Source organism: Sphingobacterium sp. DR205 (assembly GCF_011064245.1).
GTDB lineage: Bacteria > Bacteroidota > Bacteroidia > Sphingobacteriales > Sphingobacteriaceae > Sphingobacterium > Sphingobacterium athyrii.
Window position 1 is genome coordinate 815,740 of sequence record NZ_CP049333.1, and the last position, 24,363, is coordinate 840,102.

General features: G+C 40.7%; 22 protein-coding genes and 4 tRNA genes. 1 reads left to right on the plus strand and 25 read right to left on the minus strand.

Annotation, left to right across the window (positions count from 1 at the left end):
* Window positions 1-30: 30 nt before the first annotated feature.
* From G6053_RS03430 to G6053_RS03470, 9 genes are all read right to left on the minus strand, one after another.
* Window positions 31-107 (minus strand) — tRNA-Asp (locus G6053_RS03430).
* Window positions 108-133: 26 nt separating this feature from the next.
* Window positions 134-207 (minus strand) — tRNA-Asp (locus G6053_RS03435).
* Window positions 208-238: 31 nt separating this feature from the next.
* Window positions 239-315: transfer RNA gene (locus tag G6053_RS03440), tRNA-Asp, on the minus strand.
* A gap of 60 nt (window positions 316-375) precedes the next feature.
* Window positions 376-449, minus strand: a tRNA-Asp gene (locus G6053_RS03445).
* A gap of 72 nt (window positions 450-521) precedes the next feature.
* The gene (prfA, locus tag G6053_RS03450) at window positions 522-1,595 is read right to left on the minus strand and encodes a peptide chain release factor 1 (RefSeq protein WP_104385093.1); all 1,074 of its coding nucleotides are present in this window, start codon (window positions 1,593-1,595) and stop codon (window positions 522-524) included.
* A gap of 98 nt (window positions 1,596-1,693) precedes the next feature.
* Complete coding sequence (locus tag G6053_RS03455; RefSeq protein ID WP_108636081.1) at window positions 1,694-2,023, minus strand: multidrug efflux SMR transporter; 330 nt, start codon at window positions 2,021-2,023, stop codon at window positions 1,694-1,696.
* A 73-nt stretch (window positions 2,024-2,096) separates the two neighbouring features.
* A complete protein-coding gene (locus G6053_RS03460; protein ID WP_165305548.1) occupies window positions 2,097-2,678 on the minus strand; it encodes a Crp/Fnr family transcriptional regulator in 582 nt (193 codons plus the stop codon).
* On the minus strand, window positions 2,660-3,415 hold the full coding sequence (locus tag G6053_RS03465) for a UDP-2,3-diacylglucosamine diphosphatase (protein WP_108636079.1): 756 nt from the start codon (window positions 3,413-3,415) through the stop codon (window positions 2,660-2,662). The genes G6053_RS03460 and G6053_RS03465 overlap by 19 nt, the downstream gene beginning before the upstream one ends.
* A gap of 58 nt (window positions 3,416-3,473) precedes the next feature.
* Entirely contained in the window at window positions 3,474-5,642 is a 2,169-nt protein-coding gene (locus G6053_RS03470) for a M1 family aminopeptidase (RefSeq protein ID WP_165305549.1), read from the minus strand.
* A 215-nt stretch (window positions 5,643-5,857) separates the two neighbouring features.
* On the opposite strand from G6053_RS03470, the gene G6053_RS03475 reads away from it, so the two are divergent.
* Window positions 5,858-7,981: a prolyl oligopeptidase family serine peptidase gene (locus G6053_RS03475; RefSeq protein ID WP_108636077.1), complete on the plus strand. Its 2,124-nt coding sequence runs from the start codon at window positions 5,858-5,860 to the stop codon at window positions 7,979-7,981.
* Between the two features lie 123 nt (window positions 7,982-8,104).
* Here the strand turns inward: G6053_RS03475 and G6053_RS03480 are convergent, their stop codons facing one another.
* The 16 genes from G6053_RS03480 to G6053_RS03555 all read right to left on the minus strand — a co-directional run bounded on the left by G6053_RS03480 (window position 8,105) and on the right by G6053_RS03555 (window position 24,260).
* Entirely contained in the window at window positions 8,105-9,343 is a 1,239-nt protein-coding gene (locus G6053_RS03480; RefSeq protein ID WP_165305550.1) for a thioredoxin family protein, read from the minus strand.
* A 199-nt stretch (window positions 9,344-9,542) separates the two neighbouring features.
* A complete protein-coding gene (locus G6053_RS03485; RefSeq protein ID WP_165305551.1) occupies window positions 9,543-10,781 on the minus strand; it encodes a thioredoxin family protein in 1,239 nt (412 codons plus the stop codon).
* Window positions 10,782-10,894: 113 nt separating this feature from the next.
* Entirely contained in the window at window positions 10,895-12,082 is a 1,188-nt protein-coding gene (locus tag G6053_RS03490; RefSeq protein WP_165305552.1) for a C1 family peptidase, read from the minus strand.
* Between the two features lie 200 nt (window positions 12,083-12,282).
* On the minus strand, window positions 12,283-13,335 hold the full coding sequence (locus G6053_RS03495) for a TerC/Alx family metal homeostasis membrane protein (protein WP_108636073.1): 1,053 nt from the start codon (window positions 13,333-13,335) through the stop codon (window positions 12,283-12,285).
* A complete protein-coding gene (locus G6053_RS03500) occupies window positions 13,335-14,306 on the minus strand; it encodes a polyprenyl synthetase family protein (protein WP_165305553.1) in 972 nt (323 codons plus the stop codon). The genes G6053_RS03495 and G6053_RS03500 overlap by 1 nt, the downstream gene beginning before the upstream one ends.
* Before the next feature lie 50 nt (window positions 14,307-14,356).
* Window positions 14,357-14,920 carry a DUF3109 family protein gene (locus G6053_RS03505; RefSeq protein WP_108636071.1) on the minus strand — a complete coding sequence of 188 codons (564 nt, stop codon included), beginning with the start codon at window positions 14,918-14,920 and terminating at the stop codon, window positions 14,357-14,359.
* Between the two features lie 5 nt (window positions 14,921-14,925).
* Window positions 14,926-15,711, minus strand: a complete 786-nt coding sequence (locus G6053_RS03510) for a DUF3108 domain-containing protein (protein ID WP_165305554.1) — start codon at window positions 15,709-15,711, stop codon at window positions 14,926-14,928.
* Between the two features lie 95 nt (window positions 15,712-15,806).
* Window positions 15,807-16,352, minus strand: a complete 546-nt coding sequence (locus G6053_RS03515; protein WP_165305555.1) for a DUF2480 family protein — start codon at window positions 16,350-16,352, stop codon at window positions 15,807-15,809.
* 64 nt (window positions 16,353-16,416) lie between these two features.
* Entirely contained in the window at window positions 16,417-18,522 is a 2,106-nt protein-coding gene (locus tag G6053_RS03520) for a SurA N-terminal domain-containing protein (RefSeq protein WP_165305556.1), read from the minus strand.
* Window positions 18,523-18,876: 354 nt separating this feature from the next.
* Window positions 18,877-19,500: an LPS export ABC transporter periplasmic protein LptC gene (gene lptC, locus G6053_RS03525; RefSeq protein WP_108636117.1), complete on the minus strand. Its 624-nt coding sequence runs from the start codon at window positions 19,498-19,500 to the stop codon at window positions 18,877-18,879.
* Window positions 19,501-19,504: 4 nt separating this feature from the next.
* Window positions 19,505-20,830 carry a hypothetical protein gene (locus tag G6053_RS03530; protein WP_165305557.1) on the minus strand — a complete coding sequence of 442 codons (1,326 nt, stop codon included), beginning with the start codon at window positions 20,828-20,830 and terminating at the stop codon, window positions 19,505-19,507.
* Window positions 20,831-21,006: 176 nt separating this feature from the next.
* Complete coding sequence (locus G6053_RS03535; RefSeq protein ID WP_165305558.1) at window positions 21,007-21,990, minus strand: DUF6427 family protein; 984 nt, start codon at window positions 21,988-21,990, stop codon at window positions 21,007-21,009.
* Between the two features lie 20 nt (window positions 21,991-22,010).
* Complete coding sequence (locus tag G6053_RS03540; RefSeq protein WP_108636066.1) at window positions 22,011-22,220, minus strand: CcmD family protein; 210 nt, start codon at window positions 22,218-22,220, stop codon at window positions 22,011-22,013.
* A gap of 200 nt (window positions 22,221-22,420) precedes the next feature.
* On the minus strand, window positions 22,421-23,089 hold the full coding sequence (locus G6053_RS03545; protein ID WP_165305559.1) for a cytochrome c biogenesis protein: 669 nt from the start codon (window positions 23,087-23,089) through the stop codon (window positions 22,421-22,423).
* Between the two features lie 35 nt (window positions 23,090-23,124).
* Entirely contained in the window at window positions 23,125-23,784 is a 660-nt protein-coding gene (locus tag G6053_RS03550; RefSeq protein WP_165305560.1) for a heme exporter protein CcmB, read from the minus strand.
* A gap of 77 nt (window positions 23,785-23,861) precedes the next feature.
* Window positions 23,862-24,260, minus strand: a complete 399-nt coding sequence (locus tag G6053_RS03555; RefSeq protein ID WP_104385074.1) for a hypothetical protein — start codon at window positions 24,258-24,260, stop codon at window positions 23,862-23,864.
* Window positions 24,261-24,363 lie beyond the last annotated feature (103 nt).

The window sequence follows — 24,363 nt, forward strand, 5'->3', positions numbered from 1 at the left end:
TCATTTTATTCAAATGATGCTTTTTTTTGTTGGCGGTCTGGACGGGACTCGAACCCGCGACCCCATGCGTGACAGGCATGTATTCTAACCAGCTGAACTACCAGACCAACAAGGTGTGTTTTTAAAATTTTAGCGGTCTGGACGGGACTCGAACCCGCGACCCCATGCGTGACAGGCATGTATTCTAACCAGCTGAACTACCAGACCTAAAATCTTAAAGATTGTTTTTAATAATTTTTGGCGGTCTGGACGGGACTCGAACCCGCGACCCCATGCGTGACAGGCATGTATTCTAACCAGCTGAACTACCAGACCTAAAAATCTTAAAAACTTATTTTGTTAAAGAACTTACCGAGATTACTCTCTTTTTTGAAGCGGTCTGGACGGGACTCGAACCCGCGACCCCATGCGTGACAGGCATGTATTCTAACCAGCTGAACTACCAGACCTCAACCCTTCTCCTCAGAAGGTGTGCAAATATAGCGTTTGTTTACGTATCTGCAAAGATTTTTTGAAAAAAACTAGTCTACTTGACCGTCTTTCATCTTCTCCGCATTCTCTGCAAATTGTAATGCGTCGATAATTCCTTGAATATCACCGTCCATGATCGCCGGTAGGTTGTACATCGTCATACCAATACGATGCTCTGTTACGCGACCTTGTGGATAGTTATAGGTACGGATTTTTGCTGAACGGTCACCTGTGGACACCAAAGTTTTTCTTTTTGCAGCAATATCACCGTTCTTTTTGTTCAGTTCAAGTTCATAAAGTTTGTTACGAAGCATCTCCATCGCTAACTCGCGGTTGGCCAATTGGGAGCGTTCTACCTGACAAACGACGACAATACCTGTTGGTTTATGTGTCAATTGTACTTTTGTTTCTACTTTATTGACATTCTGACCTCCGGCACCACCCGAGCGGGATGTCTGTAATTCGATATCACCCGGATTGATTTCAACATCCACATCTTCTGCTTCTGGCAATACGGCAACTGAAGCTGCTGATGTATGTACACGTCCTTGTGTCTCTGTATCAGGAACACGTTGTACGCGGTGTACACCAGACTCATATTTCAATTGACCATATGCATCTTCACCGATTACTTTAAGGATAACCTCCTTATAACCACCTGAAGTTCCTTCGGTAACGTCCATCACCTCATTGCGCCAGCCTTTTGTTTCAAAATAACGGGTGTACATACGGTAAAGGTCACCGGCAAATAGAGCTGCCTCGTCACCGCCCGTTCCACCACGGATCTCGATAATGGCATTTTTGGCATCCTCAGGATCCTTAGGGATCAGCATCAAACGGATTTCTTCTTCTTTTTCCTCTTTTTCAACCAATAAAATATCCAGCTCTTCCTTTGCCATCTCACGAAGTTCCTGATCCTTCTCGTTCATGATGATGTCTTTATTGGTATCAATATTACTGACCATATTTCTATAAATATGGTATTGATCCACGATTTTGCCCAAATCTTTGTATTCTTTATTCAATTTGGCAAAACGTTTCATATCTTGCATGGTGTCAGGGTTGCTTAACTCAGCTTCCACTTCTTCCCATCTTTCTTTGATCGCTTGTAATTTATCTAACATATATCAAAAATGCTTCTTCTAGGAATTTATGACCTAGATTACTATTGAGAGTACAAAAGTAAGGAAATTTTGTTGCTTTTGAACTACCTAGCCAGCTATTAATGAGAGGAAACTGCTTTTAGTCCAACAATGGAAGCAATCAGCGTGAAAATAAAGAATATGCGCCAGAAATCTGCCGGTTCTTTAAAGAAGATAATACCCATTAAAACCGTTCCGACAGCACCGATACCTGTCCATACAGCGTAGGCTGTTCCGAGCGGAAGTGTCTGCGTTGCTTTGATCAACAAGCCCATACTTGCAAATAGGAAGACAACAAAGGCTCCATACCAGAGCCATTGCTCACTGCCCTCTGCATCCTTGGCTTTTCCCAGACAGGTTGTAAAACCAATTTCACATATTCCGCCAAGAATTAAAAATACCCAGTTCATATATCTGTTTTTTTGTTTCAGGAACAAAGGTCTACGTTTTTCCGCAGAATAATTTTAACAAATGTTAAAAATTTTAAAGGATATTTGCCCGGATGCGGCTGAGGGTCACTTGGCTAACGCCCAGATAAGAGGCAATGTAACCAAGTTTGATCCGTTGTATATATTGAGGATATTTTTCGAGCAACTCGGCGTATCGTTCCTGGGCTGTATTAAAAAGTTTGGACATTGTGCGCTGCTCCGCTTTGATAAATTCTAGTTCAGCCATTTTTCTGCCCCAGTTAGCAATTGCAATGTCGCTCTCATAGAGCGTAAATAGCTTTTTCTGGTCAATTTTGTAAACTATGCTGTCTTCCAGGAGGTCGATGTTTTCGTAGCCCGGTGTGTCATGCACATAGCTGTTCATCGAGATTAAAGTGCCGCCGGGAGAGACAAAGTCCAATGTGATCTGCCGGTCTGCAGTTTCGTAATAGACACGGGCTAATCCGGAAGCCAAGAAATAAATATCTTTCTGTATTTTATCTTGCCGGATCAATACACTATTCCTTTTGCAGATAAGTTTTTCACTGATCTGTTCCAGCCGATCAATGCTCAGAGGGTTGAGAAAATGGTAACCCTGGAAGCAGTCTGCCAAAGAAATTACAACTTTTTCGCCCATTTTTCCAAACGTAAAGTTTCCCCATCCCATACGGCGTAGGTATAATAATTGATCCATTCACCCAAGTTGACAATACGGCTTTCAGTACCCAGTTGGACATCGTAGGGAAGGTGCCTATGACCAAATAGATAGAAGTCGTGATGTTGTTTACGCTCGATTTCTTTGGCATAACCGATTAGCCATTCCTTATCTTCGCCTAGGAATTTTTCATCTTCATTATTGGAGAGTCTGCTATGCTTGGACCATCGGGTGGCGATGCCTATCCCTAGATTGGGATGCAATCGGGCAAATAACCATTGGCAGAAACGACTCCGAAATACTTTCTTGAGCAATTTATACTTGTAGTCCCCGGAGCCTAGTCCATCCCCATGATGGATGTAGAAAAGTTTATTGTCAAGTTCAAGCTCCAGTTCATTGGCAATGATCTGCGCATTTAACTCCTTTTTGAGGTAATCAAACATCCACATATCGTGGTTGCCCTTAAATAGAGTGATCGGGATACCCAGGTCGGCAATTTCTGCCAGTTTGCCCAAAAAGCGGATGTAGCCTTTGGGTACTACGGTCGCATATTCAAACCAAAAATCAAAAATATCGCCAACAAGGTAGAGCTGTGCTGCGTCGACTTTGATTTCGTCGAGCCACTGAATAATAGCCTGTTCTCTTTCGCGCGAGTGCTCCAGTGGATAGGATCCAAGGTGGAAGTCTGAGGCAAAATAGATTTTTTTTCTTGTTGACATGTGCCCAAATCTAAAGAAAATGGAAGCGAATACAAAATTCGCTTCCACAATATATTTTTTACAATTTGGACAGATCTGTCAGGAGGGATTTCAAATATTCCGAAGCCTCGGGATCTATATTCTTGGCAGCCTGCTGGAGTTGATCAGGATAGGCATCCTTAATGGCCATGAGTGAACTTGCGATGACCATATAAGACTGATCTTTAATTCCGTTAAACAATAAATTTTTATACTTTTTGTCTTTGATTTGTCCCAGCTTCCGGATCGCAGAAGCGCGTACGACCGAGACGGTGGATTTTTCAGCCAATGAAGCGATGATGTTCCCAGTAGATTTCCTAACTTCAGGATCGGTTGGATCGATGCCCTGAATGGCCATCGCTATCAGGTCAGCATCCTTATCAGCCAATGCCTGTGTCAGTAGTTCCCTTCCGACTGTTGTTTTTGGATTTTTCATCGCAAATAGTAACGCGGTAACACGGTTGGTAAAAGATGGTGCATGTTTATATTGATAAAGATAGTCCGCGTCGCTTTTGTCGATCCGGATCTCGCCGACAAGCGTTTTTTCGGGATCGATATCAATAAATTCAAGAGGACTGGCCAAGGGAATCGTCAGCTTTGTCGCCCGTTTGTTGAGCTGTATCGTTTTACGGATTTTGCCTTCTTTGGTATAAACGTCAATGGTGAGTGGCAATTGGAATGTTTGAACACTTGAATCTTGTACTTGATCGATGTTGAGGACAAGTGTATTGTTCTCATTTTTGCGTGTCACGTTGAGGATCGGATGGCCGCCTTTGTAATACCACTGGTTAAAATAAGGAGCCCAGTCTTTACCGGTAACTTCTTCCATGGCCAGACGTAATTGCTGTGGCTCGCCGGTTTTGAAAGAATTTTCCGTAAGGTATTTTTTGAGTGATTGATAGAACGCTGTATCGCCCATCTGTTCTTTTAAGGCGTATAATATCAACGAACCTTTGGCATAGCTGATATTATCAAACATATCTTCTTTGTCGTGGTAGTAGTAACGTGCAAGTGCCGGACTATTACCGTTCTGAGTTGATTTGAGGTACGACTGTAACTTTTCGAATCTTGATTTATCCCCTTTTTCTTTGCCACCGTCATGCTCATGCCAGATGACCTCGCCAAAGGTTGCGAAAGATTCGTTCATCGTTAGGTTGGACCAGGATTCGGCGGTAACCAGATCACCAAACCATTGGTGAAACAGCTCATGGGCAATGGTGCCTTCTTCATTTTCATCCAAAAGTTCTCTTTTGGTCTTTTGCACATGCTCACCATGTAACGTCGCCGTGGTGTTTTCCATGGCTCCGGAGACATAATCGCGACAGACGATCTGCGCATATTTGTTCCAAGGATAGGGAACTCCCAAGGTTTTGCCATAGAAATCCATCATGGCTGGGGTTTTTCCAAAGATATCTTTGGCATAAGGGGCATACTTCGGTTCCAGGTAGTAATCCACAGGAATATTATTGTATTTATCCCGGTAAATCTTAAAATCTCCTACGGCCATCATAAAGAGGTACGGCGCATGGGGAAGATCCATTTTCCAGGTATCGGTACGTGTTCCGTCGTTGTTTTTATGCTGGTTGACCAAAGCTCCATTGGACAGACTGACATAATTATCCAGTACAGTCATTGAAATTTCGGCCGTCGTCTTTTGGTTGGGGCGGTCAATGGTTGGGAACCAGGCAGACGAAGCCTCTGTTTCGCCCTGTGTCCAGATCTGTCGGGGTTTATTCGGCGTCCGTTCGTCGGGATTAATAAAATAGAGTCCTTTCGCATCATTGATTGCCGCACTGCCCTGTACTTTGAGTAGGTTCGGTTTGGCGGTATAGTCCAGGTATATGGTGTATTTTTCGCTTGAAAGATAATTTCGGTCCAGTTTGATCAGAAGAGAATTATCGTCGTAAGTATATTTTAGGGGAACGAGTTGCTGACCATTGACCAGTGCGATTTGTTTGATATCCATGCCCTTGGCATCCAAGCGCAGTGAATCTGTCGGATAGAAATGCGGCTGTAATGTGACCCATTCTTTCCCGTTCAAAAATTGATTTTTATAGTCAAAACGGACATCGAGTTTGGTATGGACGAGGTTGTTGACCTTAGTGGGGGTAGCACGATATTGCTGATCTTCCGAAGGCTGCTGCGCTTGACTCATACCGATAGCAGAAAGGGTAATGGCCAAGTAAAGGAAAGCGATTCTTTTGCGCATTGTTGAATATTTAAAAGATTTAAATAAAGCTAAAAAAATTTCAGCTGATGTAAAAATAAGGATTCTGAAAATTTCATCAGGATGAGATCCGGCCTTTGGTCTGAAGACGTGAATTATTGTTCAATATCCCCTGATAATGACATTACTTTAAGCTATCGTTATGAAATCTGAAATTATATTTGTTATTTTTGGGTGAAACAAGTATAAAGTTTTTTATGATAAACAAAAAAATTGGTCTTATCCTGATGATGATCGGTATGGCTGGTACAGCAACTACTGTTTGTGGACAACAGTTGAAATATCCAACGACGAGCAAAGGCTCTGTCGTAGACGAATTCTGGGGCGAGAAAGTAGCCGATCCCTACCGTTGGTTGGAGGACGATCGGTCAGCAGAAACTAAAAGTTGGGTCCAAGCCGAAAATAAAGTCACTTTTGATTATCTAAATACCATTCCTTTCCGGACAAAATTGAAAGAGCAATTAACGGAAATCTGGAATTATGAAAAAATAGGAACTCCTTTCAAGGAGGGGGCATATACCTATTTCTTTAAAAATAATGGACTTCAGCAGCATTCCGTACTTTATCGTAAACAAGGTGAGAATGGTGTAGAGGAGGTTTTCCTTGATCCAAATACCTTTTCAAAAGATGGATCGACTTCTTTGGCCGATGTTTCTTTTTCAAAGGACGGAAGTCTGGTTGCTTATTCGATCTCTGAGGGCGGTTCGGACTGGAGAAAGGTGATTGTGTTGAATGCTAAGGATAAAGCGCCAGTGGGAGAGACGCTTGTGGATGTGAAATTCTCAGGCATCGCCTGGAAAGGAAACGACGGATTTTACTATTCGAGTTATGACAAACCCAAGGGGTCTGAACTGTCGGAAAAAACAGACCAGCATAAATTGTATTACCATAAGCTCAAAACAGCACAGTCTACGGATCAGCTGATTTTTGGCGGTTCGGCAACGCCGAGACGTTATGTGGGCGCTTCATTAACGGATGATCAACGCTATCTGATTATCTCTGCAGCCAATACAACTACGGGGAATGAGCTTTATTACCAAGATCTGAGTAAACCCAATAGCAAAATCATCTGCCTACAGGATCATTTTGATGCAAATACAGGCGTAGTGGATAATATCGGGGATACTTTTCTATTGGAAACAAATTATAAGGCGGCCAATAATAGATTAGTCAAAGTAGATCTGAAAAATCCGGCCAAAGAAAACTGGAAAGACGTGATTCCGGAAACTGAAAATGTACTTTCAATCAGTACTGGTGGTGGTTATCTATTCGCAAATTACCTGAAAGATGCCGTCTCGGTTGTGATCCAATACGACTATACCGGTAAAAAAATCAGACAGATCGAATTGCCGGGTGTAGGAACCGCAAGTGGTTTCTCGGGCAAGAAAAAGGAAAAAGAGATCTACTTTGGTTTCTCGAATTATATTACGCCTTCATCAAGCTATAAGTTTGATGTCAACTCGGGACAATCGACGCTCTATATCAAACCGAATGTCAAGTTTGACAGTGATCAATATGAATCGAAGCAGGTGTTTTATACTTCCAAGGACGGAACGAAAGTGCCCATGATTATTACGTATAAAAAGGGCATCGCTCTGAACGGTAAAAATCCAACAATTGTATATGGTTATGGTGGTTTTAATATCAGCCTGACACCATCTTTCAGCACTTCTGTTGCGGTTTGGCTGGCAAATGGGGGTGTATATGCTGTTCCAAACTTACGCGGTGGTGGCGAATATGGTCAAAAATGGCATGATGGTGGAAGACAGTTCAACAAGCTGAATGTATTTAACGATTTTATCGCTGCGGCACATTATCTGCAAGAGAATGGTTATACTTCACCCGAATACACGGCATTGTCTGGTGGTTCCAATGGTGGTTTGCTCGTTGGAGCAACAATGACCATAGATCCTAAGGTTGCCAAAGTCGCATTGCCGGAAGTGGGCGTCTTGGATATGTTGCGTTACCATACATTTACAGCTGGCGCAGGCTGGTCATATGACTATGGAACAGTTGCGGATAGTAAAGAGATGTTTGACTATCTGAAAGCCTATTCACCCGTGCACAATGTGAAAGCAGGTGTTTGTTATCCGGCAACCATGGTATTGACCGGCGATCATGATGACCGCGTTGTGCCGGCACACTCTTATAAGTTTGCATCCGAATTACAGGCCAAACAGGCTTGTGATAATCCCGTATTGATCCGTATCGAAACAAAGGCCGGACATGGTGCTGGCCGATCTACCGAGGTGCTGATCAATAGTACAGTTGATAAATATGCTTTTGCGCTCTGGAATATGGGGGTCAAAGAATTGAAATAAGGATATCGGGAGGAACTTTCCACAGCTTGATTTCGTTGTCGATCGCGCTTATCCGAAGACAATAAAAAAGTCCAGATCAACATGCTTGATCTGGACTTTATATTTTTATTTTGGAGACAAGAATTATTCCCAGGTTTTTTCGCCTTTTTTCATTTTTTGCAGCGTTGCTACATAATCCTCTTTTTTATCATTTGCTGTCAAAAGTGAGATCGCTTTCTCCTGTGTTTTGATAGCCTGATCTTTATCACCTAGACGATAAAGAAGATTTGCAAAGGTATCCAGATACATTGGTGTATCTTTTTCCTTCTCCAGTGATAATTTGCTCCATTCCGAAGCTGCTTTTAAACAAGCGGGGTCGTCACAGTTTTCAAAAATAGACCAAGCCATATTGTTGAGTTCCATCGCAGTGATCGTTGAACCGTATTTGGCAATATACTTGTTAAAACTGTCTCTCAATCCAGGATAGTTTTTGGTATAAGAGAAATAACGAGGTTGCATTTCCAAGCTCGCTTTTTCGGTATTGACCGTTGGGTATTTCTGAGCCAGTTCTTTTTCGATAGCAGCAAAATCCACGGCTTCTTTAGCCTGTATTTTGGTATTGACAGCTTCACCGATCAATAGTTTAGCTAAGAAATCATTTGCTTTAACCTTCTCACTGATGGCGTCAAATTTGGCTGGGTTATCTTTTATTAAGTTAAATGCCTTTGAATCCTTAATACTTGCCGAAGAAAGCAACAACTCGACATTGTCTTTGGTAAAGATCTGATCAGTTGATAGCGAAGCCAATACAACGCCTTCTGCTTTTGCCTGTGTTTCCTTATCATAGGCATCTTTTGCTGCCGCAGCCATGGCTTTTGCAATCGTTATATTTTTGGGGTCAGCATTGAATTTTGCCAATAGGGTTTCATATTGCGTATTTGGGTCAAGCGCTTTTTGGGCTTTAGCGATAAAAGCATCTGCTTCTCCGCCACCGACAATCCGATGGACAAGATTGCCCTTTGAATCGAAGATCAGGAATGTAGGATAGGCTCTTACTGTATAATCTTTGGCAAAACGATCTGCTTCTGCATACCAGGATTTTATTTCCTCGCTGTCGTCCTTGGTTTTATCCATCTGGATTTTGGCGTTGATAAATTTGGCATTGAAGAAATCTCCTACTTTTGCCTGTGGAAAGATTGTACTTGCCATATACTTACAGGGACCGCACCAGGTGGTGAAACAATCCACAAAAATAAATTTGTTTTCTTTGGCCGCTTTTTCTTTTATCTGATTCCAATTGAGGCCATGCTCAAATTTTACACCTTCACTTTGCGCAAATAGGAGTGTTGGAATCAGGAATAACATTAAAATTAACTTTTTCATAATCCGTTGATATTTAGATGTTAATTTACGGAATTAAAATTGCGATCAAGAAAAATATTGTAAAAAAAATTAATCAAGGAGTTTACTATTTTGAGGCATCGATGGATGCATCCCTCGAATTAAAACCCGGATCAATAAAATAAGGCAATGCCTCTGCGACATTGCCTTATTTCAAGCGCGGGATCCCTGAAGGCGAGCTCTAATTTTCCCAGGTTTTTATCCCTTTGGTCATTTTGTCCAATGTCTCCTGATAGATCGGTCGATCGTCGTCACTGGCCATTTCGATCGCTTTATTTTGCCACTTGATCGCCTTGTCTTTTTCACCTTTTTTATACAGTAGGTTGGCATATGTGTCTAAGAATGCAGAACTGGGATCCTCTATAATCGATTTTTTACTCCAGCTGATCGCTGCGTCGATACATTCAGGATCACTGCTGTTATTAAAGATCGTCCATGCAAAGGTGTTTAATTGATGGGCCGTAAAATCCTCTGACGATAGATAATCATTGATGGTATTTTTCATGGCCACATAATTCTTGACCTGAAGATAATAGTGTGCCTTGATCTTTTTAAACATGGGGACGAAGTCTATGTCCGGATATTTTGCGGATAGCTCGCTTTGGTAACTATCCCAATTGGGCTCGTGTTTGGCGTCTATTTTAATTTGGAAAAGCTCATTGACAACGACGTTTGCCAGTGTACGGTTGGCAATTCCCGGAGATTCCAGCAGAATATCTATTTTTTCCTTATTGTTGCGAATCAGGTTAAAAGCTTTTGAATTTGTAAACTTGGCCGCAGCCAATAGAATATGTACATTTTCTTTCTTAAAAAGCTCGTCGGTGCCCAAGGAGTTGGCTAAAGTATTCTCTGCTTTACGGGCGGTATTCTCATCATAAGCGATATTTGCCGCTTTTAACATCTGTTTGGCCGTGTAGATATCCTGAGGCCTTTTTTCGAATTTTTTTAATAGGGTATAATACTGTGTTTCTGGATACAGTCCGTCCGATACATGTTCGACAAACTCAGGGGCATCGCTCGCACCAACAATGCGGTGTACAGCTTCCCCGCTTGGATTGAAGATTAAAAAGGTCGGAAAGGACTGGATATTGTACTCATTGGAAATGGCACGGGCGTCAGCGTACCATTTCTTGACAGCAGCATTGTCCGCTTCGGTGGAGTCCATCTGAACCCGGACACTGATAAAATTTTGATTGATGGGCTCACCAACCTGTTCCAAAGGGAAAATTTCATTACTCATGTATTGGCAAGGGCCACACCAGGTTGCAAAAAGTTCTACGAAGATAAACTTATTTTCTGCCTTCGCTCTTTCTTTGACCTGTTTCCAACTTAATCCTTCTACAAATTTCACCCCTTTGGTCTGGGACTGTGCTAAATTCCCAAATAAAATTGCAAGGCATAATGTGATTATACTTCTCATACTCACTGAACAACTAGATTTATAATTTATGTTTAAGTTATCAAATTAATCTGAAAACAAAAACACCTCTGAAAGATTAATTTCAGAGGTGTTTTAAAGGATCTTTAAATCGCTTATTTGATATTTATCTTTGATTTTAAATCTTTGGTCAGACCGTCTTTATGTAACAGTAAAGAAGTTGTTTTGTAGCGTACAAATTCTTTGGAAGCATACAGATATCCTTTGTAATCATTGGATGTTCCCCATGAATTTTTAACAATATAGTATTCTTTTCCGTTTTGATCTTTCACCAGACCTACGATATGCATACCGTGATCGTCTGTTGTTTGCCAATTGTCGAAAGCTTTCTGGCGCTCCTCTGGCGTAATTTTCATTTCTGGTTTAGGACCTACAAACATGCTGGCTTTTTCTTGCTCGCTCATTTGTTCGAATGGTTTTTCCGGTACATAAGCAACACCGTTTTTCCAGGAGAATCCTTTTTCTGACACGTCGGTTGCCCAAGCAACAGTATACCCTTTTTGTAAAGCGTTATCGATGATGTCCGTTAAATCGTTCATTTTGACGTTATAAAAACGGTCAAATGACCAGTTGTCGGGAATTAACAGAACAAATTGGCTGTAATAAGGGTGGTCAGTAACTGAGGCGATGCCAACATAATCATCGGGATTGATACCGATAACCTGGTCTGCGAATGTACGTGGCGTATATGATTTACCGTTGTAATCGAATTTTTCAGGAACTTCACCTAAGTAAGAGTCCATTGCTGCCGTATAGGCTTTTTCCCAGTTTGGAGTCAAAGCTTTACCTTTTACAATCGAACCTAACATCGCGTCGAGCATGGAGGTCATTTCACCGAAGTTATTGCGTGTGCTGCCGTAGTGAAGACCAGTATAGGCTGATTGTGGCATCGTACCATATTTGCGGAATGAATTCAGCACATCGTGGAATTGACCGCCTTCGCCCAGAGATAATCCGCCATGAAGACGTACATAAGTACGTGCTTTATCTAAATATGTATTACGTGCTGTATATATCTGAGAGATCTCCACAGGTTTTTTACCCATACGAATCATCTCGGATTCTAAAAACGAGTTTCCTGAATAAGACCAACATGTACCTGAAGAACCTTGATCCTTGATCGAGGTGTTACCTAAATTGATAACTTCTGTAAATGTAAATCCGGATTTGCTATTGTCATTTTGATTTGCTTTTAAGGCATTGATCAAATTGTCCTGTGCTTGTACTTGGAATGAAGCTGCAAAAAGAGACGCGGCTAGTACAATCGATTTATTCCAATTCATTTGTTAGTATTTTGTTAATTTAAAGTGGTGCTAAATTAAATAAATTAAATTTAGTAAGGTAAATTCCTCTGTAAAATAATTGTTCTTAAAAATAGGCTGTAATTCCGTCCTTATTCTAGGTTGGATTATAGGCGTAACAACTAGGCTTAAATTATTGAAAAGCAAAGGGTCGTAATTTTTACGACCCTTTGCTTTTATGTTTATTCGGCAATTTCTTTATGCTTAGGAAAGAGCAGCGAAGCAATAATGCTTAAGGCAAGTATACTGATGATCACAATCAGGGAATGCGTCGTTGTAAAGCCAACTTCTGCCAGCCAGTGATGCAATAACATCTTCAAACCAATAAAGACTAATAAAAATGCTAAACCAACTTTTAGATATTGGAACTTATGAATAATATTTACCAATAAGAAGAACATGGAGCGTAATCCAAGGATGGCGAAGATATTCGAGAAGAATACCACATACGGATCTTTGGTCACCGAGAAAATAGCTGGGATAGAATCCACGGCGAAAATAAGATCGGTAAATTCAATCACTAACAAGACCAAGAATAGCGGTGTCATGTATTTTACGCCATTCTCGATATGGAAAAAATGACCACCATCCAATTTTGGCGTTACCTTAAAATATTTAGAGGCAAATTTGACCACCGGGTGGTTTTGCGGATCGACTTCTTCCTCTTGGTTGCGGTTGATAAACATCTTGATACCAGTGAAGACTAGGAAGGCACCAAAGACATATAGAATCCAGCCAAATTTAGCGATCAGGGTTGCTCCGAGGAAAATAAACAAGAACCGCATAATGATTGCGCCCAAAATACCCCAGACTAAGACTTTATGGTAATAGCGCTCAGGAATTCCAAATGAGGTGAACAGGAGTACCATCACGAAAATATTATCCACTGAAAGTGCATATTCAACCACATAACCTGTCAAATATTCCAACCCCAGGTTTTTATTATAGACATCTAAACTTGCCGCCAGATCGCCGGGAATAATTTTGATCTCGTGGTGATGTTTGGTGATGACTTCTTGTAGATGATTTAAATCATGGATATTATGCAATTCAAATCCATAGTGGCGTAGTAGCCAATAAAAGCCTAAAGAGAACAATACCCATACTGCGCTCATAATTGCTGCGGTCTTTAAGCTAACAGGCTTATCACCTTTGGAGAATAATCCAAGGTCAATGGCTAGCATCAGTGCGATGAAGATTAAAAAACCTCCAAAAAACATTAATTCGTGACTCATTATTTTTTTCTTTCTGTTGTATATTTTACCAATTGTAATAATCCTTCTTTGTATTCGTTATCAGGGAAATCCTCCAGGATCCGAAAAGCATCTTGTTGGTATTCCAGCATTTTGTCCGTTGCGTATTCCAGTCCACCGCTGTTGCGTACAAAATCGATGACTTCAGCAACCTTTTTCGGATCTTCATTATGGTTTCGAACCAGATTGATGATCCTCCGCTTTTCGCTGGAACTTGTCTGATTTAAGGCATGAATCAAGGGTAAAGTCATCTTTTTCTCTCTGATATCATTGCCGAGCGGTTTGCCCACATCATCTAATCCAAAATCGAACAAGTCATCTTTAATCTGAAACGCAATGCCAATTTTTTCACCAAATTGATGGAGTTTCTCCACCGTCTCTTGGTCCGCATTGGATGAAGCCGAACCGCAGGCACAACAGGATGCGATTAACGAAGCCGTTTTTTTCCGTATGACTTCAAAGTAAATGGATTCTTCAATGTCCAGCTTGCGGGCCTTTTCGATCTGAAGTAATTCTCCTTCACTCATTTGATCGACTGCTTCTGAAACAATTTTTAACAGGTGATAATCCTGATGTTTTACAGAAAGCAACAAACCTCTTGAAAGCAAGAAATCACCGACCAGCACGGCGATCTTATTTTTCCATAGTGCATTGATGGAAAAGAATCCCCTGCGTTCATACGAGTTGTCAACAACATCATCATGTACCAGTGAAGCTGTATGTAATAATTCGACCAAAGCGGCTCCCCGGTAAGTCGATTCATTAATCCCATTGCAGATGCCCGCTGAGAAAAAGACAAACATTGGCCGCATTTGTTTGCCTTTGCGTTTGATCAGATATTGCGTAATACGGTCCAACAATGGTACGGAGCTTTTCATAGATGCTTTGAATTTCTTTTCAAAAGCCTCAAGTTCGTGTATAATAGGGCGTTGGATCTCTGTTAATTTTGACATGAATTGGAATGAAATACCAAAAAAGTTAAAGCTTAAAGATAGTAATTTTGTTACAACTCGTCGACTGCCCGCTCAAGATTTTTGTACCATTCTTCGCCATAGGTGCGGATCAGGGGATCCTTTAGAAATTTATAGACTGGCACCTGAAGTTCCTTTCCAAAACTACAGGCATCTTTACAGATATGCCAGCGGTCGTAATGAAGTACGTCAAATTCTGGATAATGCGTCGTCCGGATAGGATAGAGGTGGCAGGAGACTGGTTTCCGCCAGTGAACTTCGCCTAGCTCATAAGCTTTCTCGATCGCACATTTGGTAATGCCATTTTCCCAGGTGACATAGGCACATTCTTTGTTGCCATCAACACATGTTGTGGTTAGATCACCATCTACATCGACGACGTATTTGCCTTGTTCTTCGATGGCCTCGATACCCTTCTCTGTCATATAGGGTTTTACCTTCGGATAGATCTCCTCCAGAACGGCCTTTTCGCTTTCCAGTAAAGGTGCACCCGAGTCCCCCTCGATACAACAGATTCCCTTACATTTTGATAGATTGCACACAAAGTCATTATTGATCAGATCTTCGTGTACCAACACATTTCCTACTTCAATCATTCTATTTATTTTGAGTAGCTTGCTTTTTGGCCCAATTTATATTTTAGTCCGCTTGCTTCCAGAAGTTCTAACGTGACAGAGCCAATTAATATATCGACATTGGCCTTCACTGGAATGCGGTTACCATCGTTGGTTACCCAAAGGTATAGCTTGCTATTTTTTTTAAAGATACGTCCCGGTTTAATTTCGGGACTGAATTTAAGGCACTCCAATGTACCCAATTCGGTTTTTATTTTTTCGACTCCGATATACTGTATGCCCAGTGTGGCAATTTCGTCATTCAGAAAATAGGTCAGTTTAAAGGATTCCCCGGGCTTTACCGAACTTAAGTCCAGATTGCGGGCAAAGTAGTAGGAGGACAGCAAATCAAAGGTCTGATCCACCTTGGATGTAAATGTTCCTTTATTACCAACCACTGTATGTGTATCCTGATTGAAACGTACTTTATCGTTCCTTCTGTAACCACCTTCACGGATGTTTTCCGTATAGTAGTAAGGCAAGAATGTCTTACTATTGATATACGAGTTATATTCGTTTCTTACAGTATAAATGGCAAATGCTCCCGCTGTTTTACCTGCGGCATACAGATGAAAGGAGGGATTCCCAAATCCGTCTTTCGTATCACCGACAGTCAACGTTCCCGTTGCTGCGGAAATTATACCATAGCGGAGTTTGTACTTTAATTTCTCTCCACCTTTAAATGCCGATTCCTTTAAATGGGGTAAATCCTGAGCGAAAACTGTACTTACAAAAACTGATAAGTATAGGAGCAATGTCGATATAAGTTTCATGTACGTAAGTTTACGAAAATTGTTTGAAAAGAAATGTTAATTTCATCAGAATAAATTGTCTTTTTAAGGTGATGAAACCCACATGAGCCAGTAGCTTATACTTGTTTGTCAGCTGCTTTTGGCGCTTGAGGACTTCTTTTAAAAACTGGAACTGTTGAACAGGGTTCTCCGTACATAATACTTTTAGCTACTTTGCTAAGTTTTATCGTGAACTGAACAAATGACGATTCCGGAATGAAGGTGTCTCCACAGCCCTTCACGACCACCCGTTGATCGCGAAACTGCTCCATGTCAATTTGGTCAATAGCGGCGGCGTACTGTATGCGTACGAGCTCATCTAAATCTCCGAAGATAACAGCCGCGGCATAAGGCTCTAGCTTATTTGCCAGCAGCATATAGGCCCATGTGGGCACAATAGCATCAGCAGTACAGGTGATGGCAACATGTTTGTCGGTATACAGTGACCAATCATGTGTTTTTATGAACTCTCGGAAATCTTTTTCCCGTAACATCAGACCATGGAACAAATTGTCCTTGATATCATATAGGACATTGTCGGTCTTCGGATGATAATCTGCCAGATCAACGGTTATTAATCCACTTTGCGCAACTTTATTGACAATATTCGTTTGAATTTCCATAGTTATTCTATCAAAAAAAAGCCGGACGATAATTCGTCCGGCTACAAATTTACTTAAAAATCTTCTAAAAGAATTTCACTCTATTGTCAATGATTTCAGCTTTGTCCTGCAATGCGCGGAAAATAGATCCCCAAGCGCGTTGTGCTTTAGCTGCAAGCATTTGTTTCTTTTGTCCGTTGATGTCAGAGATTGCTGATGGATTTGTGAATCCATTCACCTGCACGACATAAACACCTGTGTTTCCTTCAATTGCTTTCGAAGGTTTATTTGGTTGAAGACCAAATACAGTACCTACTACCGCATTTTCCATGGCTACACCCGGAATAACAGGGTTGGCAAATACCACATTCTCCACATGGATAGCCGATTTACCCACTTTTTGAGCCACTTGGTCAATTGAAGAAGCTCCAGCTAAAGCTTTGTCAAATCTTTCTTTTAAGACTTTAGCTTTAACCTTATTTTTAACTGCAGGCTCGATGTCTTTTTTCACCGCGTCCAAAGAAAGTACCCCTTTCGGTTGTACATTTACTAAGCTCGCCAGGATATAAGAAGTTTCAGTTTCAAAGACTTTGTCTGAAACATCACCTTTTTTAGCTTCAAAAGCCCATTTTATCAAATCACGTGGCGCTTCAGTACCATCAAGCACATTGTCCATTGCTGTAACACGTGATGCCGTACGAGCTTCTAAACCAAGTTTTTTAGCCTCTTGTGCAAAGTTTTGTGCAGTAGCTGCAGATAAGAATGCTGTCGCTTTGCTATGTGCATTGTTTAAAGTTTCTTTGCCGCTGTTGATAACCTTGTCGATAACCGCAACTTTAGCGTATTTTGCAGTACCGATCTGTTTCTCGATTTTGATGATGTGTACGCCAAACTGGGATTTTACCACTTTAATGTCTCCAGCTTTACCTTCAAATACGGCTTTTTCAAATTCCGGTACCATGCGGCCTCTTGTAAAAGTACCAAGTTCGCCACCATTTGTTTTACTGCCCGGGTCACTGCTGAACTGAACGGCCAATGCTGCGAAGTTGTCTCCTTTTTGAATTAAGCCTTTGATTGAATCAGCTTTTGCCAACGCTTTGTCAACACCACCTTCTGCCGTAGCATCCAATAGGATATGAGAAGCTTTTACTGAATCTGGACCAACCACTGTTGAAACCACTTTCGCAATTTCATAGGCACCATTGCTTAAGAATGGACCTACCGTAGTACCTGTTGCTACGTTAAAGACAACTGAATCCAATGAAGGGCTCAATTGACCTTTTTTTACGTAGGTGAATGGGTATTTGTTATCTGAATTGATGGAAGCAAATAGTGAGTCATCCTTCGCAACAATAAGATCTTGTTTTAACTTGTCGATCGCTTCTTTGACAGCTAATGAATCTTTTGCAAGAGGTTTTGCATCTACAGTAACGTATTGGATCGCACGTGTTTCCTCTTGTGTTTTGAACATGTTTTTATGCTCATTATAGTATTCCTGGAAATCCGCATCAGTTACTTTAGCTTCAGCATCTTTTACAGAAGCGTAATCTAAAAGGATGTATTTGAAGTCGGCCAATTTATTGCGTTCCTGGTATTCTTCGTTAGCTTCCAATGAAGTTACGTAAACACTGTTCGAAAGCAATTCGCCATACTTGCTGCTTAGGCGTTCGTCTCTTACACCTTCAAGTAGCACTTCCCATTGCTGTGCCACCGCTTGGTTACCGGATGTATTCATTTGACTTATAAAAGTCATCAATTGGCCATGGTCAAACTGTCCTGTTTGTGGATTGGTAAATGCCTGTACGATCTGAGGAGAAGGATTTGGTCCTTTTACTAGATCATTTAATTCATCTTTACCTACTGTCAAACCGATTTTTTCAATCTCTTTTTTCAAGATCTCTCTGGATAGGAATTGATTCCAAACCTGTTGTACGGCATAAGTTCTCATTTGAGGAGTAACTGCACCGCCCATTTGTTGTTTGAACATTTCTTCGGCCTGTTCCACTTGTTGGTTGAACGCAGGATACTCAATTTCTGTTCCGTTGACTTCCCCTACACGATTTTGATGTCTCGCCCAAAAAGGGGCTCCTCCTCGAACGACATCGCCTAGTAAAAATGCTAAAATTGCGATAGCCATCGCTGCGGTCAAGATGACACCAGCTTTGTTACGCAAAAAGCCCATTAATCCCATAGTCTGCTTATTGTGTTTATATTGTGTAAATACTTGTATTTCGTTAATTTATGCATAGCATAGCAAAATGCGGTGCAAGATACAATTTTTATAAAAAAAAACGGAATATTTTCCTGAATGTAATAAAACAAATTTGAAAACTATTTGTATTCTGCTGTTTTTTATTACAAAGTTTATGATCAGGTCAGCGTAATCTGCTGTAAGCCATCTGTAGCAGCGTGATTTGCTTGTCACAGCCATTTATTGCTCATGGGGCTTAACTCCCATTCGGAACGTTGTTTTCCGGCCTCATATAAGCGATGGGGAAAAGTAGCGGTGCAACAATACCTGAAACAAATAAATAGCAGGGGCAGTTTATCTACCTATTGATGGGAATAAACTGTTGTCTTTAATAATGACGACACCAGTGGCGTTCTGTATGTTGGCATGCAGTAAATCCTTGTCAGACGTAAATGATGATCCTGACAGGTTACCACGTTGGTCCTTAAAGAATGCTGTGACTGGTAGATTATTGTAAAAAGTCCTATTGGGGTCTTTTGCACCTTCGTCATAGACGATTTCCTCCGTTTTCAGAATAGATCCATCAGCCATGGTCACAACCACATTTTTGGTAAAGATCGTTGTTTTTTCTTTTTCTCTCCGGACGGCATGGTCAGAAGTAATACGTTGGGTTTCCTTGAGGTTTTCATCATAAAATATGATTTTTATACTCTTTGGGAACTCATAGATTTCAGTGCTATCATGTTTGATTCGCATTTCGGGGGCCGTGAGGTTGGCTTTGACCCGGGTTGAATCACTATAGATGATATCCACATGACGTGAGATATCCACGGCTTCCTCTTTTTTTAGATTAGCGATCCGGTCAACTTCCTTTAGGTCCGGCTCACAGGAAGTCAATAAGAGCGCCCCTAGCAAAAATAGAATTACCAGGGGCGATATATTTTGAAATATGGATCTTGCGGATACTTTGCGTACCATGATTTTAGTCAATTGGGTTTCTTCTAAACCAACGGTCATTGAGCGTAAAGCCAATATTGAAGTTGATATAACGTTCCCGTAAGAGACCATTGGCTGCTTTTCCCATCTGTCCGAATTCTGCCGATAAATTGACTTTTGAAAATGCACCTAAATATAGCGTTCTAGCTAATGGTAATCCCACACCTACAGTCACAGCCATATCATTGATGTTTTCGCCGGCCTGAAAATACTGTGTTTTGTTGTATCTGAATCCAAGACGGTAGTCTACCTGTTTTAAATAGTTAAGAGACGATTTGTCCGGAGTCAATTGTCCACCAAGAGCTACACCATAATTTTTACGGAGTCTATTTTCACCATTTCTGACCTGAAATCTTGACCAGTCTGCATATTTGAAATCTGCCCCAACTAGCCATTTGCCATTTCGAGCAAGTGTAACCCCCACATTGTGTTTTAACGGAAGAGTCAGATGCCTGCTGATTCGGTCAGACATATAAGTCGTATCTATCGGAATATTTTGATTGTCCGGATCAGATGATGGAGCGGTCCTTGTGTCGATAATTGTTGTGCGTTCCTTGATATCGTTGTTCAGTGATCCTGAATAACCGAAGCTCAATACATGCTCTTTACCTAGAGGTTGTTCATATTGTAAACCGTAATCAAAGATAATACCTTGGATTTCACGCTTATTTTGGCGTTGCGGGTTTAAAGCTCCAGAGGTGACCGGAAATTCAACACGGCTATAGTCATTTAAGGTACCGAATAAGTACGACATATTCGCACCGATGCTCAACCCTTTGTAAACACGTACACCCCATCCGGCGTAAGCTTTTGTCAGACCGCCTTCACCGGTAAATACCTTGTTATAGATTTCGGAATTAATACCCTCCTGCGAACTTGTGCGGTAACCCACATCTGAGAATGGCAATATACCCATACTGATACCGCCGAACTTCTTCATTGGAAAAGTCATCGTGATGTGGCTAAAAGCAAAATCAGCGGTATTGTCCGCTCTGGTAGTGGATTTGAGTTGTGTATAGTTTCCATATAGACCTGCATCGAAGATACTCACTCGTGCTGCAGAGTAAGAGGCAGGGTTGCTTGGGTTGGTATTATATACCCCGTCAAATGTACGGATACCTGTATTAATTCCCCCCATAGCTCTGTACTGAGGCAATAAATCTTCACGGATCTGACCTATTCCCAATTGAGAATATGGCGAAGCTGATGTTGTTTTTTGGGCAAATGCGGTAGTAGAACTAGCTAAAATTCCACCTGCTAACAACAGTTGGAGTGATTTATTTCTTAGAGAGCTTATAAAGCGTTTCTGCATGGTCAACCTATAAAATTGAGAAACTAATGTTTATTTAGTTTTTGTGAAATCTTTGAGTTTTTTGACTCCTGTAATTAAATGTTCTTTGCTTTTATTCGCATACAAAACTATTCAATTTTTGTGAGCTTGTTAAGCCGATTTTGTTAAAAAAGGTTAAACACCTGTTGTACAGTTGTTTAGAAAAACTGGAAGTAGATTATCGTTAATACAATAATGGCGTAAACAACTTCAAAAAACCATTTCTTTTTGGCATAGGTGAAGTAATAGGCCATATAAATAGCGATTGGGGGGGCACAGAGTAAAAAATGGGCTTCTGTTAGTTTCTTGTTCCAATAGAAAGATGCCACGGCCAGACATAACATGAAAAACAACAATTGGAAAGATTTCCGGATGTGCACGATGCTTTTGAAAAAATTATCCTTGAGGATCAACAGGAAAAGGATCAGTGTAAAAAGTATCGGGACCAATACGAGGTAATCAAACAATTGAATCCGTATGGCAGTTGGGAACTTATACGTGAATGGCAACCATATGGTGTAAAATAATTCCATTTTACCTACCCATAGATAGATGACGGCGAGTATAAAATAAACTGTGACCAATCCCAAAAGCGGTGTGATCCATTCGCGCCAATTGAATGGTCTGAATATAAGCAGACTTATCCACAGCAAGAAGAACATGCTCAAAAAAGGAAAATAAATCAGACTTCCTATGCCGACAATCATACCCAAGTCAAACATTTCTGCTTTCACATCGGTCTGACGATACAAAGAAAGCAATTTACTCAGCATCCATATTGAAATAAAGTTACAGATGAGCGTAGGCGACAGCACCAGAAAAGGTAAAAATAAACTGGCCAATGTCATGTACATCAAAGCAACCAAAAAGCTAGGTTTTCCGAGCAGGTTGAAGTGGCTTGTGATCCGGTTAAGTATGGTTGCCTGAAAAATGGTCAGAATGAGCGTGATAAAGACATTGGTTGCCGGAGATAGATTGATTAAATTGTTTTCCCCCAATAGATTGCCAAGCGCCGGTTCAAAAATAACAGAATCCAGTTTATCCGGAAGGTGCAGGAATATGCCGAGGCATAATACAAAACCCACTAAGGATAAAAATAGGATATTTATTGGTGTATAATTTCTGAACTGACTTATAATCATGGTATGCGATTGATAGCTGACTATTTATTCTTTTTTTCCAATTTCGTAATGCGGCGGTCGAGCAAGAAAAGAAAGAAGGCCAAACCTAAAAAAATGACCAGCATCACGAGCACAACCACATAGATTTTGCCCTCACTACGTAATCCTGTTGCCATATCAACGTCATCTTGAGCGAAGGTGCTTACAGTTGATAAGATTAATAATGCAATTGACAATGTTATTTTTTTCATCCTATTATTTGTCTTTTAATGACTGATGAGTAATCGGGTAAATCTCCGGTTTCATCAGAATTTTATTTTTGATCAGTGTTATCGCCATTTGATCCGCTATAAACAAAGGGCTTATGCTTATTTTTCCGTTTTATTTCATGAGCTTAGGACTTATTGTCCTAATGCCTATTTTAAGGCAGTTATAGCCTGTTTCTATTATTTTATGAATCGATTTCCTGCTCTTTTCTTTCCAATAGACGCACCCTGTAACGCATCGAACAGATCCAAAAAGCAATCATTGGCCATCCGATCATTGCAGCATAGAATGTCGGGCGGAGCTCGTTGCTCATTTGTAGCTGGCCAAAGGTAGCGTTGCCACCGCTTCCGGGATGAAGAGAATCTGTCATTTTTGGAAGAATATAAAGCAATACAATAATGATCGGAAATGCAAAGATATTATAGACAGCAGATATTTTCGCCCGCTTCTGCTCTTCTTCGAGTGCATTGCGGAGTACGAGATAGGCCAGGTACATTAATGTCGCGATTGCCGAACCATTTAACTTGGGATCATTTGGCCAAGGCTCTCCCCAGGTGATGTTGGCCCACAGCATTCCCGTTGCCAGGCCAAAAAAACAAAAGGTAATACCTGTATTTACGGCTTCTATGGCCATTAAATCGTATTCTTGTTTACCTGTATTAAGGTATTTGACACTATAAATAACAGAAATCAGGTACATCACAATCATCGCAGACCACATCGGAACATGGAAATAGACATTACGGATACTTTCGTGAAGGATAAATAGGCGGGGGACAGGGCCTAAAAGACCATTGATAATGACTGCGCAAATAATCAGAACAGCTAATATTTTCCACCATTTTTTTCTCATGGTAAATTGAATTTAATGTGTTTCAATCCTAAAATTTAATCTCGCCAAAGGTACGGAAATAACAATAAAGAAATAGTGATCGTGATTACATTAATTGCGAGTAATACGATTATTTCTCTCATGCTTGCTGCTCTTTCCAAACCTTCTATTGCATTGCGGGAGAGTTTGATCAGTACGATCAACAGCGGTATGATTGCCGGAAAACTTAAAATGGCCATTAGCGTGCTGTTATTTCCGGCTTTTGAACTGATGCCCGAAATCATAGTAAATACACTGGCAAAACTGATGCTGCCCAAAATGACCGAAATGAAATATAGCGTGGGATCCCCGAGAGGATTTTGGAATATGATCGAATAAACGAAATAAGCGATGGTAGCCAGGATGGTCATCAATAACATGTTGTAAATGACTTTGGCGAGGATAATTGCCCGTGGGTCAACTAAGGAATAATAATAGAGTTGTCGGTTGGGATTTTCCTGAACGAAGCTCTTGTTGATGGCATTGATGGATGCAAATAACATGATAATCCAGAACAAAGCATTCCAAACTGTGGTATCTACTGACTTGAATGCTTGGTAACAAACAAATACAGTAGATACGACATATAGTAGGATTCCGTTGATGGCGTATTTTGATCGCCATTCCAGAATGATGTCTTTAAGAATTAAGGTTTTTACCTGTTGCAGTAAAGTCATATTCCGCAAAGATACAAATGTATTTTAACCACCGAAGGCGGCCAAACCACCAATTCTTAAAAAAACGTTTTTTTTACTTATGCATTAGAAATTTTTGATTTAGCAGCATCGGTTGTGTTGTCGATTTTACTTGCTAAATTTTGTGCTGCATTGTTGGCGTGGTCCAAAGCTTCTCTGCCTGCTTCTTTTGCCTTGTTTTTCAATGCATCTGCATCGTCCGTCGCTTTACTGAAAGCAGCCTGTGCTTTTGATTTTAAGTTGTCCAGCTCAGCCGAAGCTCTATTAGCTAACTTTTGGGCTTTTCTAGCTTCTTTTTTCGAAAGATCTTTCAATGACTTAGTTAAGCTTTTGATGCCATCATTTGCACGATCTAATTGCTTTTTCCCGTCATCTGTTCCTAAAAGATACCATGCAGCAGCTCCCGCAGCCAATCCTACCAAAGCAAATGCCACTAATCCATTTTTGCTATTTTTCATAATTCTTCTATTTTATTGTGTATTCAAATGATAATCAAGTATGATACCAAATGAACAATCACTGGAACAATTTGTTTAAAAAGAATCAATAATTAACAAAATT

Coding starts and splice junctions, on each gene's coding strand:
- G6053_RS03455 (WP_108636081.1), bottom strand. CDS start 2,023: ATGAACTGGGTATTTTTAATTCTTGGCGGAATATGTGAAATTGGTTTT.
- prfA (WP_104385093.1), bottom strand. CDS start 1,595: ATGTTAGATAAATTACAAGCGATCAAAGAAAGATGGGAAGAAGTGGAA.
- G6053_RS03505 (WP_108636071.1), bottom strand. CDS start 14,920: ATGATTGAAGTAGGAAATGTGTTGGTACACGAAGATCTGATCAATAAT.
- G6053_RS03490 (WP_165305552.1), bottom strand. CDS start 12,082: ATGAATTGGAATAAATCGATTGTACTAGCCGCGTCTCTTTTTGCAGCT.
- G6053_RS03480 (WP_165305550.1), bottom strand. CDS start 9,343: ATGAAAAAGTTAATTTTAATGTTATTCCTGATTCCAACACTCCTATTT.
- G6053_RS03465 (WP_108636079.1), bottom strand. CDS start 3,415: ATGTCAACAAGAAAAAAAATCTATTTTGCCTCAGACTTCCACCTTGGA.
- G6053_RS03475 (WP_108636077.1), top strand. CDS start 5,858: ATGATAAACAAAAAAATTGGTCTTATCCTGATGATGATCGGTATGGCT.
- G6053_RS03555 (WP_104385074.1), bottom strand. CDS start 24,260: ATGAAAAATAGCAAAAATGGATTAGTGGCATTTGCTTTGGTAGGATTG.
- G6053_RS03540 (WP_108636066.1), bottom strand. CDS start 22,220: ATGAAAAAAATAACATTGTCAATTGCATTATTAATCTTATCAACTGTA.
- G6053_RS03470 (WP_165305549.1), bottom strand. CDS start 5,642: ATGCGCAAAAGAATCGCTTTCCTTTACTTGGCCATTACCCTTTCTGCT.
- G6053_RS03485 (WP_165305551.1), bottom strand. CDS start 10,781: ATGAGAAGTATAATCACATTATGCCTTGCAATTTTATTTGGGAATTTA.
- G6053_RS03510 (WP_165305554.1), bottom strand. CDS start 15,711: ATGAAACTTATATCGACATTGCTCCTATACTTATCAGTTTTTGTAAGT.
- lptC (WP_108636117.1), bottom strand. CDS start 19,500: ATGGTACGCAAAGTATCCGCAAGATCCATATTTCAAAATATATCGCCC.
- G6053_RS03515 (WP_165305555.1), bottom strand. CDS start 16,352: ATGGAAATTCAAACGAATATTGTCAATAAAGTTGCGCAAAGTGGATTA.
- G6053_RS03545 (WP_165305559.1), bottom strand. CDS start 23,089: ATGAGAAAAAAATGGTGGAAAATATTAGCTGTTCTGATTATTTGCGCA.
- G6053_RS03495 (WP_108636073.1), bottom strand. CDS start 13,335: ATGAGTCACGAATTAATGTTTTTTGGAGGTTTTTTAATCTTCATCGCA.
- G6053_RS03500 (WP_165305553.1), bottom strand. CDS start 14,306: ATGTCAAAATTAACAGAGATCCAACGCCCTATTATACACGAACTTGAG.
- G6053_RS03550 (WP_165305560.1), bottom strand. CDS start 23,784: ATGACTTTACTGCAACAGGTAAAAACCTTAATTCTTAAAGACATCATT.
- G6053_RS03520 (WP_165305556.1), bottom strand. CDS start 18,522: ATGGGATTAATGGGCTTTTTGCGTAACAAAGCTGGTGTCATCTTGACC.
- G6053_RS03530 (WP_165305557.1), bottom strand. CDS start 20,830: ATGCAGAAACGCTTTATAAGCTCTCTAAGAAATAAATCACTCCAACTG.
- G6053_RS03460 (WP_165305548.1), bottom strand. CDS start 2,678: ATGGGCGAAAAAGTTGTAATTTCTTTGGCAGACTGCTTCCAGGGTTAC.
- G6053_RS03535 (WP_165305558.1), bottom strand. CDS start 21,990: ATGATTATAAGTCAGTTCAGAAATTATACACCAATAAATATCCTATTT.